At 68.2% G+C, this 12,439-nt stretch carries 10 protein-coding genes and 1 tRNA gene; 4 read left to right on the top strand and 7 right to left on the bottom strand.

Annotated elements, in window-relative coordinates:
* Window positions 1-8: 8 nt before the first annotated feature.
* From ASD78_RS20960 to ASD78_RS18840, 4 genes are all read right to left on the bottom strand, one after another.
* On the bottom strand, window positions 9-521 hold the full coding sequence (locus tag ASD78_RS20960; RefSeq protein ID WP_156087882.1) for a hypothetical protein: 513 nt from the start codon (window positions 519-521) through the stop codon (window positions 9-11).
* Window positions 522-702: 181 nt separating this feature from the next.
* The gene (locus tag ASD78_RS18850; RefSeq protein ID WP_056104359.1) at window positions 703-1,215 is read right to left on the bottom strand and encodes a hypothetical protein; all 513 of its coding nucleotides are present in this window, start codon (window positions 1,213-1,215) and stop codon (window positions 703-705) included.
* Window positions 1,216-1,362: 147 nt separating this feature from the next.
* The gene (locus tag ASD78_RS21645; RefSeq protein ID WP_255355412.1) at window positions 1,363-1,767 is read right to left on the bottom strand and encodes an SRPBCC family protein; all 405 of its coding nucleotides are present in this window, start codon (window positions 1,765-1,767) and stop codon (window positions 1,363-1,365) included.
* A gap of 499 nt (window positions 1,768-2,266) precedes the next feature.
* Window positions 2,267-2,351: transfer RNA gene (locus tag ASD78_RS18840), tRNA-Leu, on the bottom strand.
* A gap of 289 nt (window positions 2,352-2,640) precedes the next feature.
* Here ASD78_RS18840 and parC point away from each other — a divergent pair.
* From parC to ASD78_RS18825, 3 genes are all read left to right on the top strand, one after another.
* A complete protein-coding gene (gene parC / locus ASD78_RS18835; RefSeq protein ID WP_056104352.1) occupies window positions 2,641-4,884 on the top strand; it encodes a DNA topoisomerase IV subunit A in 2,244 nt (747 codons plus the stop codon).
* A 10-nt stretch (window positions 4,885-4,894) separates the two neighbouring features.
* Window positions 4,895-5,551, top strand: coding sequence for a thiopurine S-methyltransferase (locus ASD78_RS18830; RefSeq protein ID WP_056104351.1), 657 nt, complete (start codon window positions 4,895-4,897; stop codon window positions 5,549-5,551).
* Between the two features lie 225 nt (window positions 5,552-5,776).
* Window positions 5,777-6,244 (top strand): hypothetical protein, encoded by a 468-nt coding sequence (locus tag ASD78_RS18825; protein WP_056104347.1) that lies wholly within the window; start codon window positions 5,777-5,779, stop codon window positions 6,242-6,244.
* A 78-nt stretch (window positions 6,245-6,322) separates the two neighbouring features.
* On the opposite strand, the gene asnB is transcribed toward ASD78_RS18825, so the two are convergent.
* Window positions 6,323-8,002 (bottom strand): asparagine synthase B, encoded by a 1,680-nt coding sequence (gene asnB / locus ASD78_RS18820; RefSeq protein WP_055910577.1) that lies wholly within the window; start codon window positions 8,000-8,002, stop codon window positions 6,323-6,325.
* Between the two features lie 391 nt (window positions 8,003-8,393).
* Here asnB and ASD78_RS18815 point away from each other — a divergent pair, with 391 nt between their 5' ends.
* Window positions 8,394-10,757: a penicillin acylase family protein gene (locus ASD78_RS18815; RefSeq protein ID WP_056104346.1), complete on the top strand. Its 2,364-nt coding sequence runs from the start codon at window positions 8,394-8,396 to the stop codon at window positions 10,755-10,757.
* Window positions 10,758-10,928: 171 nt separating this feature from the next.
* Here the strand turns inward: ASD78_RS18815 and dapE are convergent, their stop codons facing one another.
* Both dapE and ASD78_RS18805 read right to left on the bottom strand, forming a co-directional pair.
* Window positions 10,929-12,083: a succinyl-diaminopimelate desuccinylase gene (gene dapE / locus ASD78_RS18810; protein ID WP_056104343.1), complete on the bottom strand. Its 1,155-nt coding sequence runs from the start codon at window positions 12,081-12,083 to the stop codon at window positions 10,929-10,931.
* Complete coding sequence (locus ASD78_RS18805; RefSeq protein WP_055910588.1) at window positions 12,080-12,439, bottom strand: Spx/MgsR family RNA polymerase-binding regulatory protein; 360 nt, start codon at window positions 12,437-12,439, stop codon at window positions 12,080-12,082. Before ASD78_RS18805 ends, dapE begins: the two co-directional genes overlap by 4 nt.

Genomic DNA, 12,439 nt, shown 5'->3' with positions numbered 1-12,439 from the left:
TCCTGGGCTTATTCGCCGGCGCAGGTTTCCGCGGGATCCAGGGGCGCGGCCTGGAATCGGGGCTGTCGACTGAGCGTGAGATAGCGATCGATCACTTTGCTGTATTGCTGGTACCACACCAAATGCTCGCCTTCGCGTTCGAAATACCCGACCTTGCGGGTGAACTTCGGACACACCTCGTAACCGCCGTTCTGCGCGACCTCGCTGCAAGCGTCGTATTCCAGCTTCTTGCCGCGCACATGGCCTTCAAACTTTCCGTCCGAACCGCTGAGGTCCGACCCGTCGGTCCAGGACCCCATATAGAGATCGCCTTCGCGCTTGAACGTAATGCCGACGTAGTGCCCCTTGGAGCAACGCGTACTAAAACCCCAGTCACCGGCAAACGGATCGGCGCCTGCTTCGGTCGCCGCCGTCGTCGCGGTAGGTCGCTCGTTCTGTGCCGAACAAGCGCTTCCCGACAAAGCCAATCCGGCCAGGCACAGCATTGTCCAGACTTTGCGCTGGAAGGATCGATCGAACATTTCGCTCTCCTTGTGGGCTCTCGACTTGCGCCTCGGAACCGTATGTGGCTCCACTCCATCAACCGGAAGAATAGCGCCGCCCAGCCTGCGCGGCCGTCGCGTGCAATTCGGCATTGGTGAGTCCCGGTCGTGCCGCCGGATGCTGATTCGGCGTGTCGGTCATGATTCGCCCCTTCTGGGCTTACTCGTCGCAGACTTCCGTCTGATCGACGACAGGAACTTGTTGTTGAGGTTGATGATCCAGGATTAGGTATTCGGTCCTCACGCCGCCGCCCCGGAGATACCACACCAGTTGTTCGCCACGGCGGACGAAATACCCGGCGCCGCGGGTATACGAGGGACAACGTGCATACCCACCCCGTTGCTCGGTTACCGTGCATACGTCGTACTTGAGCTTGTCGTCGTCCTGCATTCCCTTGAACTCGCCGTCCGAGCCCCAGATGTCGGTGCCGTCGCTCCAAGTGCCGGTATAGCGATTGCCTTCGCGCTTGAGCGTGATACCGACGTAGTGCCCCTTGTAGCAGCTCGTACTGAAACCCCAGTCGCCGGCGAACGGATCGGCGCCTGCTTCGGTTGCCGCCCTCGTCGTCGCGGTAGGTCGCTCGTTCTGTGCCGAACAAGCGCTGCCCGACAAAGCCAGTCCGGCCAGGCACAGCATCGTCCAGGCTTTGCGCCGGACGGATCGATCGAACATTCCGCTCTCCTTGTAGGCTCGACTTCCGCCTCGGAACCGTATGCGGCTCCGCTCCATCAACCATAAGAATAGCGTCGCCCAGCATGCGCGGACGTGTATGCGGCGACATTGCGGCGAATCGAAGCAGCGATGTGATTATTCGCGTGACTAACTACGCGTGAAGCGTGCCCGCAGTCGGCCATTCCAGTCGTTGACCGCGACGAGCAAGCGTTCGCGCAGCTTCGCGACGTCCTGGTCGGTGCCGACGACGGCCAGGCTGCGGGCGTGGCAGACCAACGCGCCGCCCGCGCTTTCCTCGATGCGCCAGCGATGCTGGCCGGGCCAGGGGCCTTGCAGCAGGTCCCATTCGAGCCGGCGGCCGGGTTCGACGCAGGTCAGGCGCGCGACCGAGAGCGTTTCGTGTTCGCGCCAGCACAGCGCGGAGCCGGGCTGCGCCGGGCCCAATAAGTTGGAGGCCGAGATCCGGTCGTGCCATTGCGGCCAACAGGCGATGTCGATCAGGCAGGTCCAGATCGCGGCGGGACTGGCATCGACGCGGGTACAGGCGCCGATGGCGATGGAAGTGGGAGGCGGTGTCAGAGGCGAACTCCTGTGCGGAATCGTGGGTGGTTGGTTCGGAACGAGGATGCGGCGCGAGCGACACCGGCTTCGGCGCCGCGCATGCGAGCAGACTCGGCATGGCGATGACCTCGCGCAGCGGCACGGGATCGGAAGGGTGGGTGTCCGGCGGCGAGCGCGCGGCGGCCTGTAACGCGATGCGATGCCGCGCGTGAGCGGCGGCGCAGGACGGCGTGTGGCGTGGGATACAGCGACCGGGATCGAGCGACCCGGTTGGAACCGTCGGGCGTTACCCGGCAGGGGACGCGGAAACCGAAGCCGAGGCCTGCGCCGGCCGAGTCTAGGCCGGCCGGATCGGCGACGGTTGGAAGAACATCGAAGCCCAGGCTGCGGCCGGAGCCGGGGCCAGTGCGGCAGCTGCGGCCGCGGAATCGGGCCGGAACGGACTCTGAAAACGAAAAACCCCTGATTTCTCAGGGGTTCTTCTGAAGAGTGGTGCCCAGGAGAGGACTCGAACCTCCACGGTTTTACCCGCTAGTACCTGAAACTAGTGCGTCTACCAATTCCGCCACCTGGGCCTATCGCGACGCTGTGGGCGCTGCGAGGAGGCGTATGTTGCGTTGCGGTGAGGCGGCTGTCAACGGTTTTGTCACAACGCCGGCTCAACGCCGGACTCGGCAAGGCCGACCCCTGGCGCCCGCTCGGGCCGGCGCGGCGCGCGCCCGTACCGCGGCCCCGATCGCCCCACGCCTTGGCGCCGGCACGTGCGCCGACTTGCGCGAGCACATAAGCCGAGATCGCGGCTCCGGCCCGGTACAGCGACGGGTAGAATCGCGAGGTCACGCCTTAGCGAGTTGATTGCGTTCCATGACTGAATCCGTACGTCCGGTGTTCCACGGCTTCGAACAGATCCCGCTGCGCGAGTACGCCGAGCGCGCCTACCTCGATTACTCGATGTATGTGGTGCTCGACCGCGCCCTGCCCTTCCTCGGCGACGGTCTCAAGCCGGTACAGCGCCGCATCATCTATTCGATGAGCGAGCTCGGCCTCAACGCCGGCGCCAAGCCGAAAAAATCGGCGCGCACCGTTGGCGACGTGATCGGCAAGTACCACCCGCACGGCGACAGCGCCTGCTACGAAGCGATGGTGCTCATGGCCCAGCCGTTCTCGTACCGTTATCCGCTGGTCGAGGGCCAGGGCAACTTCGGTTCCAGCGACGATCCCAAGTCGTTCGCGGCGATGCGCTACACCGAATCCAAGCTGACCCCGATCGCCGAAGTGCTGCTGGGCGAGCTCGCCCACGGCACGGTCGACTGGGTCCCGAACTTCGACGGCACCCTGGAAGAGCCGACCTGGATGCCGGCGCGCCTGCCGCATCTGCTGCTCAACGGCACCACCGGCATCGCGGTCGGCATGGCCACCGACGTGCCGCCGCACAACCTCAACGAAGTCGTCAGCGCCTGCGTGCGCCTGCTCGACGACCCGGACGCGACCACCCGCGACCTGTGCGAGCACGTGCTCGGCCCGGACTATCCGACCACGGCCGAGATCATCACCCCGCGCGCCGACCTGCTCGCGATGTACGAAACCGGCCTGGGCAGCGTGCGTGCGCGCGCCACCTGGGTGAAGGAAGCGCAGAACTTCGTCATCACCGCGCTGCCCTACCAGGCCTCGCCGGGCAAGATCATCGAGCAGATCGCGCAGCAGATGCGGGCCAAGAAGCTGCCCTGGCTGGAAGATCTGCGCGACGAATCCGACCACGCCAATCCGACCCGGATCGTGCTGGTGCCGCGCTCCAATCGTGTCGATGCCGAACAGCTGATGGGCCATCTGTTCGCGACCACCGACCTGGAAAAGAGCTACCGCGTCAACGTCAACGTGATCGGCCTGGACGGCCGTCCGCAGGTCAAGGGCCTGAAGGCGCTGCTGAGCGAGTGGCTGGTGTTCCGCACCGACACCGTGACCCGCCGCCTCACCCATCGCCTGGAGAAGGTCGAGCGCCGCCTGCACCTGTTGGAAGGTTTGCTGGTCGCGTTCCTGAACCTGGACGAGGTGATCCGCATCATCCGCAGCGAGGACGAACCGCGTCCGGTGCTGATGGCGCGCTTCGGGCTCAGCGAGGAGCAGACCGACTACATCCTCGAAACCAAGCTGCGCCAGCTGGCACGCCTGGAAGAGATGAAGATCCGCGGCGAGCAGGACGAACTCGCCGCCGAGCGCGAGAAGTTGATCGCCACCCTGGGCAGCAAGTCCAAGCTCAAGAAGCTGGTCAAGGACGAGCTGCTGGCCGACGCCAAGAAGTTCGGCGACGCCCGCCGTTCGCCGCTGGTCGCGCGCGATGCCGCCCAGGCGCTGTCGGAAACCGAACTGGTCGCCAGCGAACCGATGACCGTGGTGCTCAGCGAAAAGGGTTGGGTGCGCGCGGCCAAGGGCCACGACATCGACGCGTCGACCTTGAGTTATCGCGATGGCGACGGCCTGCTCGGCTCGGTCAAGAGCCGCAGCACCCAGCAGGTCGCGTTCCTGGATTCGACCGGACGCTCGTACTCGACCGTGGTCCACGGCCTGCCTTCGGCGCGCGGCAACGGCGAGCCGCTGACCGGGCGCTTCTCGCCCGCGGCCGGAGCCTCGTTCCAGGCCCTGGCCAGCGGCGACAACGACAGCCGCTTCGTGATCGCCTCCAGCCACGGCTACGGCTTCGTCACCCGCTTCGAAAACCTCACCGGCCGCAACAAGGCCGGCAAGGCGATGCTGTCGCTGACGCCGAACGCCAAGGTCCTGCAGCCGGCCGCGGTCGGCACGGTCGAGCAGGACCGCGTGGTCGCGGTGACCAACGTCGGTCACCTGCTCGCGTTCCCGGTCTCGGAGCTGCCCGAACTCGACAAGGGCAAAGGCAACAAGATCATCGACATCCCCAAGGCCAAGCTCGGCACCGAGCGCGTGGTCGCGGTGGCGGTGGTCGCGCCCGGAACCACGCTCAGCGTCCGCTCCGGCAGCCGCAGCATGAGCTTGTCGTGGAAGGACCTGGACGCCTACGTGGGCGCGCGCGCCACCCGCGGCGGTCTGCTGCCGCGCGGCTGGCAGAAGGTCGAAGGCCTGTCGGTGGAATGAACCTGCCGTAATGGAAGCTCAGTTCTGGCACCAGCGCTGGCGCGACAACCAGATCGGCTTCCATCAGGACCGGCCCTCGCCGTTGCTGCTCAAGCACTGGCCATCGCTGGGTCTGGCGCCGGGCAGCCGCGTGTTCGTACCCTTGGCCGGCAAGACCCTGGACATGCCCTGGCTCGCCAGCCAGGGCCATCGGGTGCTCGGCGTGGAACTGTCGCGGATCGCGGTCGAGGATTTCTTCGCCGAGCATGATTTGCGGCCGGAGATCGTCGAGTCGCGTTATGGCCGCCACTACCGCGCCGGCGCGATCGAACTGATCTGCGGCGATGCCTTCGCGCTGGACAGCGAAGCGCTGGCCGGCTGCGCGGCGGTGTACGACCGCGCGGCATTGATCGCGCTGCCGCCGCCGCTGCGCCGGCGCTACATGCATGAACTCTATCCGCGCCTGCCCGCCGGCTGCCGCGGTCTGCTGATCACCCTGGAATATCCGCAGCACGAGAAGCAGGGACCGCCGTTCTCGGTGACCCAGCCCGAAGTGTTCGAGGGCTACGCCGAAGATTGGAAGGTCGAGGTACTCGAACGCCGCGACATCCTCGCCCAGCAACCCGGTTTCGTCTCCGAAGGCGTGACTCGCTTGGAAACGGTGGTGTACCGGCTCGAACGGACGTAAAAGCCGCAACTCTCGATGGTCGCCCTGCCAAGCGGCGAATGCGATCCGACGAAACCCGGTTTTCGCGCGACGAGTCCGAGTGACAGCGTCACGGAACAGGCCAGACACTGAGCGCGACGGCCAGCCGGCCGTCGTTTGCCGCCGGCGACGGCACCGGCGCGGAAGCGCCGGCGAACCCAGGCCGCCGTCGGCTCTACCCACTCAAGCACGCAAGGATCTGCGTCCATGAAGCTCACCTGCTCCAACACCGCGCTGTTCGCAGCGGCTCTGTTGCTGTCCCCGATCGCCGCCGCCTCGCCGCCGCCGGATGCCAGCGCGCGCATACCGATCTGCAACGGCGGCTATTTCGCCGAGATGTCGCTGGACTTCGGCAATACCGGCACCACCGCGACCGTCGTGGCCAAAGCCACGGTGGTCAGCACACCGTTCAGTCCGTTCCCGCCGCCGCCCCCGTACTACAACGTCTACGCCGCCGCCTCGCACCGCCCGGACGCGAGCTCGGGCTGGGTCACCAACGACCAGAACCTCGAAGGCTACGGCGCGTATCCGGCATCGCCGGCCAGCGCGACCAAAATGGTGTTGCGCAGCCCGACCTGCGAACTGGCCGGCAACGCCGTGGTCAGCGTGCATTGCTCTGCCGGCAATTGGGAATACAAGACCCTGGAGCGGACCTGGGTCGGCTGCGGTCTGTAGGCACGCGAGAACACCGCAGCTCAATGACGCTCTTCCGATCTCCGCCATCGCGGCGCCCGTTTCGTTCGCGCGCCGGGCTCAGCCCAGCGCAGCCTGGTGCACGCCCGCGACCGCACGCCCCGACGGATCGGCCGCGTTCGCGAACGCCGCGTCCCAGGCGATCGCGGCCGGCGACGAACAGGCGATCGATTTGCCGCCGGGCACGGTCTCGGCGCAGGCGGTGCCGGGGAAGTGGCGTTCGAAGATCGAGCGGTAGTAATAGGCCTCCTTGGTCTGCGGCGGGTTGATCGGGAAACGCCCCGCCGCCGCGGCGAACTCGCGGTCGCTGACGTGGGCTTCGGCGTGCGCCTTGAGCCCGTCGATCCAGCCGTAGCCGACGCCGTCGCTGAACTGCTCCTTCTGCCGCCACAGGATCTCGTCGGGCAGATAGCCCTCGAAGGCCTCGCGCAGCACGGCTTTCTCGATCCGTCCCTTGCCGGCCATCTTGGCCTGCGCGTCCATGCGCATCGCCACGTCCAGGAACTCGACGTCCAGGAACGGCACGCGCGGTTCCACGCCCCAGGCCATCATCGACTTGTTGGCGCGCAGGCAGTCGTAGCTGTGCAACGCGTCGAGCTTGCGCACCAGCTCCTCGTGGAACTCGCGCGCGTTCGGCGCCTTGTGGAAATACAGGTAGCCGCCGAAGATCTCGTCGCTGCCCTCGCCCGACAGCACCATCTTCACGCCCATCGCCTTGATCCGCCGCGCCAGCAGGAACATGGGCGTGGAGGCGCGGATGGTGGTCGTGTCGTAGGTCTCGATGTGCTGGATCACGTCCGGCAGCACATCCAGGCCTTCTTCGAACGTATAAGTGAAGCCGTGATGCACGGTGCCCAGCGCCTTGGCCGCGATCTCGGCCGCAGCCAGGTCGGGCGAACCCTCCAGGCCGATCGCGAACGAGTGCAGGCGCGGCCACCAGGCCTCGGCCTGGTCGTCCTCTTCGATGCGGCGGCGCGCGAAACGCGCCGCGCAGGCCGCCACCAGCGACGAGTCCAGGCCGCCCGACAACAGCACGCCATAGGGCACGTCGCTCATCATCTGCCGGTGCACGGCACGCTCGAAGGCGTTGCGCAGTTCTTCCTTGCCGACTTCGACGCCGCGCGTGGCCTCGTAGTCGCGCCAGGGCTTGTCGTAGTACTTCACCGGCACCCCGACTTCGCTGTCGTAGTAGTGACCGGGCGGGAACGCGGCAACGTCGTCGCACAAACGCGCCAGCACTTTCATTTCCGAAGCCACCCACAGGCGGCCGTCGGCATCGTGCCCCCAGTACAGCGGGCACACGCCGAGCGGGTCGCGCGCGATCACGTAGCGCCCGCGCGCCGCGTCCCACAGGGCGAAAGCGAAGATGCCATTGAGGCGGTTGAGCAGTTCGCCCAGGTCGCCGCCCTCGCGGTACAGCGCGTTGATGACCTCGCAATCGGACTTGGTCTGGAAGGCATAGGGCGCGGTCAGTTGCTGCTCGAGCTCGCGGTGGTTGTAGATCTCGCCGTTGACGGCCAAAGCGAGCTCGCCATCCGCCGAACGCAAGGGCTGCGAGCCGCCGGTGGGGTCGACGATGGCCAGGCGCTCATGCACCAGCAGCGCGCGCGGATCGACGCTGACGCCGGACCAGTCGGGGCCGCGGTGGCGTTGGCGCGCCGACAGGGACAGGGCCAGCGGCCTGAGCGGTCTCAGGTCGGCGCCGGGGCGGAGGTCGAACAGGCCGAGGATCGAGCACATCGGGGAATCTCCAAGCTGAGGGGGAACCGCTTTTCTTCAGATCCCCGGCCATGGATGGCCGGGCTCTTGTTCAAGGACGAACGACTGATAAACCCTGGAAATGAAAAAGCCCGCGCTGGTCGGCGCGGGCTTCGTGAGCGATTGAGCGTGTGTTGCGCGCGCTAATCGCCGGCCCGCGGGAGGCTGGCGTTATTGCGATTGTTATTGTTCGCCGCAGCCACGGCCGCGCGGCCGCGGAGGGCGGCGCTGCGGATCGGGACGAGGGCGAAAGGACGGGACATGACCCGATCCTGCTTGAGGCCGGGACGGTTTGCAAGCGGCCGCCGCCGCGGACCGCCGCGGCCCCGGAACGGGGCGGCCAATCGGCTAAGCTGCGGCGCGGAGGGAACTCATGGCCAAATGGATCAAGCGCGGCCTGCTCGCGCTGGGGGTGGTGGCGTTGCTCGCGGTCGCGGGCGCCTGGTGGCTGCTGCGCGGCAGCCTGCCGCAGTTGGACGGCGAACTGAGCCTGCAAGGCCTGTCGGCGCCGGTGACCGTGCAACGCGACGCCCAGGGCGTGGTCACCATCGACGCCGCCAGCGAAGCCGACGCGATCCGCGCGCTGGGCTACATACACGCCCAGGAACGCTACTTCGAGATGGACCTGCTGCGCCGCACCGCGGCCGGCGAGCTGTCGGCGCTGTTCGGGCCGATCGCGGTCGAAGTCGACCAGCGCCGGCGCATGCACCGGCTGCGCGCGCGCACCGAACAACACCTGGACAGTTTCGCCGGCGAGCAGCGCCCGCTGCTGCAGGCCTACACCGACGGCGTCAACGACGGCCTCGCCGCGCTGCGCGCCCGGCCCTGGCCCTACCTGCTGCTGGGCACCGAACCGGCGCGCTGGCAGTTGGCCGACTCGGCCCTTGTCGGCTACGCGATGTACTTCGACCTGCAGGACGCCGACAACCTGCGCGAACGCGCCTTGTGGAAGCTGCGCCCGGCCCTGCCCGCGAGCCTGTACGCCTTGCTGACCCACGACGGCAGCACCTGGGACGCGCCGCTGTTCGGCAACGCCCGCGGCGACGCCCAGCTGCCCGACGCGGCCACCCTGAACCTGCGCGCCCTGCCCGCACCCGGCAACGAAACCCTGACCGAAGCGCCGCGCCGCAACGAGGTCGGCAGCAACAACTTCGCCATCGCCGGCACGCGCACGCGCGACGGCCGCGCCATCGTCGCCGACGACATGCACCTGGGCCTGCGCGCACCCAACCTGTGGTTCCGCGCGCGCCTGCGCTACGCCGACCCGCGCGTGCCCGGCGGCCGCATCGACGCCGGCGGCTTCACCCTGCCCGGCCTGCCGGCGCTGGTGGTCGGCAGCAACGGCCGCATCGCCTGGGGCTTCACCAACAGCTATGGCGATTGGCTGGATTGGGCGATCGCGCCCGGTTGCGCCGGCGCCGCGCCCAAGGCCTGCGCCGGACTGCGCACGTATGAGGAGCGCATCGAGGTCAAGGGCGAGGCCGCACGCGTGCTGCGCGTGCGCGAGACCGCCTGGGGCCCGCTGATGCACGACAACGCCGACGGCAGCGCGCTCGCGCTGCGCTGGTCGGCGCACCTGCCCGGCGGGCTCAACCTGGGCCTGGCGAAACTGGTGCGCGCGCAATCGCTGGACGAAGCCATGCGCGACGCCCAGAGCGTGGCGATGCCGGTGCAGAACCTGGTGGTCGGCGATCGCACAGGCCGGATCGGCTGGCGCCTGCTCGGCCCGATCCCGCAGCGCGCGCCGGCCTGCACCGGCGCGGTGCCGCTGGCCGCCGACGCGGCCGCTGCCTGCCCGCCGTGGGGCGTGCGCACCGATGTCGCGCCGCAACTGCTCGACCCGCCCGGCGGACGCCTCTGGACCGCGAACTCGCGCACCCTGGAACGCGCGGAGCTGGCGCGCATCGGCGACGGCGGCCTGGTGCTGGGCGCGCGCGCGCAGCAGATCCGCAACGACCTGATGTCCAAGCAGCGTCTCGACGAACGCGACCTGCTGCGCATCCAACTCGACGACCGCGCGATCTTCCTCGCGCGCTGGTGGACCCTGCTGCGCGACCAGGCGGCACGCTCGAAGAATTCGCCGGCGCTGACCGAACTGGCGGCCGCAGCCGCGCATTGGGAAGGCCGGGCGGTGCCGGAATCGGTGAGCTACCGGCTGGTGCGCTCCTGGCGCCTGGCCGTGCACGACCGTCTGATCGACGGCCTGACTGCGCCGGCACGGGCGCGGCAGGGCCGCGATTTCGAGATGCCGGAACTGCCGCAGTTCGAAGGCGTGGCCTGGCCGCTGGTCACGCAGCGGCCGCCGCACCTGCTGCCGCGCCGCTATCCGAGCTGGGAGGCGCTGTTCGAGGACGCCGCACGCCAGGTTCGCGACGATCTCGCCAAACAGGGGCCGCTGAGCGAGCGGCGCTGGGGCGAACGCAATACCGCCGCGATCTGCCACCCGCTGTCGCGGGCGCTGCCCGACTTCGCCAAGCCGGTGCTGTGCATGCCCGCGGACGAACTGCCCGGCGACGTCGCCATGCCGCGCGTGCAGCGCAAGGATTTCGGCGCCTCCGAGCGCATGGTGGTCGCGCCCGGACACGAGGCCGAGGGCATCATCCATATGCCCGGCGGCCAGAGCGGCCACCCGCTGTCGCCGTACTGGGGCGCGGGCCACGACGATTGGGTGCAGGGCCGGGCGTCGCCGTTCCTGCCCGGGGCGACGCGCTATACGTTGAAGTTCAAGCCGCGCTGAGGCGTGGCGGAGGTTGGGGTCGCGCAGCCGTTCGGGGTTGCGCGATCGCGGCTTACGCCGCTCCCACAGCATGCAGGCACCGCCGCTCTCTGTGGGAGCGGCGTAAGCCGCGATTACGGCACTTCATCCGGTGCGGGGCCAGCCACAGGCCCCATCGATGCAGTCGAGCGATTACGCCGCCTGCAGCAGCAACCGCTCGATCAAGGCCAGATACAAGCCCGGCAGCGCTTCCAGATCGGCGACCGACACGTTTTCGTCGACCTTGTGGATGCTGGCGTTGATCGGGCCGATCTCGATGCATTGCGCACCCAGCGGAGCGATGAAGCGCGCGTCCGAGGTGCCGCCGCCGGTGCTTTCCTCCGGCGCTGCGCCTGCGAAGCCGGTCAGCACCTCGCGCGCAGCGGCACGCAGCGGGCCTTCCGGCGTGTAGAACGGTTCGCCGCCGCGGAACCAGCGGATCTCGTACTCCAGCCCATGCGCGCGCAGTACCTGCTCGCACTCGCGCTCCAGGCTCTCCGCGTTCCAGCTCGGGTTGTAGCGCAGGTTGAACAGCACCTGCAGCTCGCCCGGGATCACGTTGTTGGCGCCGGTGCCGGCATGCACGTTGCTGATCTGCAAGCTGGTCGGCGGGAAGGTTTCGTAGCCTTCATCCCAACGGCGCGCCGCGAGTTCCGACAGCGCCGGCATCGCCTGATGGATCGGATTGCGCGCCTTGTCCGGGTAGGCGACATGGCCCTGCACGCCGATCACGTTCAAGGTCGCCGACAAGGTGCCGCGACGGCCGACGCGCAGCAGGTCGCCGAGCTTGCGCGTCGATGAAGGTTCGCCGGTCACGCACCAGTCGATGCGCTCGCCGCGGGCGCGGAAGGTGTCGGCGACGCGGCGCACGCCGTCGATGGCGTCGCCCTCTTCGTCCGAGGTCAGCAACAGGGCGACCCGGCCGGGATGCTGCGGATGCGCAGCGGCGAAGCGCTCCAGCGCGACCACGAACGCGGCCACGCTGCCCTTCATGTCGGCCGCGCCGCGGCCGTACAGCACGCCGTCGCGTATTTCCGGCAGATAGGGATCGCTGGCCCAGGCATCGACCGGACCGGACGGAACCACGTCGGTATGGCCGAGCAGCACCAGCGTCGGCCCCGCATCGGCGCCGTGCACGGCCCACAAATTGTCGACCTCGCCGTAACGCAGGTGTTCGCAAACGAAACCCGCCCAGGTCAGGCGTTCGGCGATCACGCGCTGGCAGCCCAGGTCGTCGGGCGTGACCGAAGGACGCGCGATCAAATCGCAGGTCAGCGCCAACACCTCGCTGGCCGGCGCCGCGCTCACGAACCGATCCCGAAGCGCTGCTTGAAACCGTTGTCGCTGAAGCCCTGGGTGACCGTGCCGTCGTCGGCGACCACGACCGGGCGCCGGATCAGCTGCGGGTACTCCTTCAGCAGCAGCTTCCACTCCGCGTCCGAGGCCGGTTCCTTGCGGTTCGGCGGCAGCGTGCGCCAGGTGGTCGAGGATTTGTTGATCATCGCGTCCCAGCCGCCGAGCTGGTCGCGCCAGCCGAGCAGCGTCTCCGGCGTCTGCCGGTTATCGCGGTAATCGACGAAGGTATGCGCGACGCCGAAGCGGTCCAGCCACTTGCGAGCCTTCTTGCAGGTGTCGCAGTTGTTCAAGCCGTAGAGCGTGGTCAT

Source organism: Lysobacter sp. Root667 (genome assembly GCF_001427715.1).
Lineage (GTDB): Bacteria > Pseudomonadota > Gammaproteobacteria > Xanthomonadales > Xanthomonadaceae > Lysobacter.
Note: the sequence above shows the minus strand (reverse complement) of the source record. Positions and strands in the feature narration are given on the sequence as shown.

Excerpts from the sequence above, each read along its gene's own strand:
- ASD78_RS20960 (WP_156087882.1), bottom strand. The coding sequence starts at position 521 with ATGTTCGATCGATCCTTCCAGCGCAAAGTCTGGACAATGCTGTGCCTG.
- ASD78_RS18825 (WP_056104347.1), top strand. The coding sequence starts at position 5,777 with ATGAAGCTCACCTGCTCCAACACCGCGCTGTTCGCAGCGGCTCTGTTG.
- asnB (WP_055910577.1), bottom strand. The coding sequence starts at position 8,002 with ATGTGCTCGATCCTCGGCCTGTTCGACCTCCGCCCCGGCGCCGACCTG.
- parC (WP_056104352.1), top strand. The coding sequence starts at position 2,641 with ATGACTGAATCCGTACGTCCGGTGTTCCACGGCTTCGAACAGATCCCG.
- ASD78_RS18805 (WP_055910588.1), bottom strand. The coding sequence starts at position 12,439 with ATGACCACGCTCTACGGCTTGAACAACTGCGACACCTGCAAGAAGGCT.
- ASD78_RS18850 (WP_056104359.1), bottom strand. The coding sequence starts at position 1,215 with ATGTTCGATCGATCCGTCCGGCGCAAAGCCTGGACGATGCTGTGCCTG.
- ASD78_RS18830 (WP_056104351.1), top strand. The coding sequence starts at position 4,895 with ATGGAAGCTCAGTTCTGGCACCAGCGCTGGCGCGACAACCAGATCGGC.
- ASD78_RS18815 (WP_056104346.1), top strand. The coding sequence starts at position 8,394 with ATGGCCAAATGGATCAAGCGCGGCCTGCTCGCGCTGGGGGTGGTGGCG.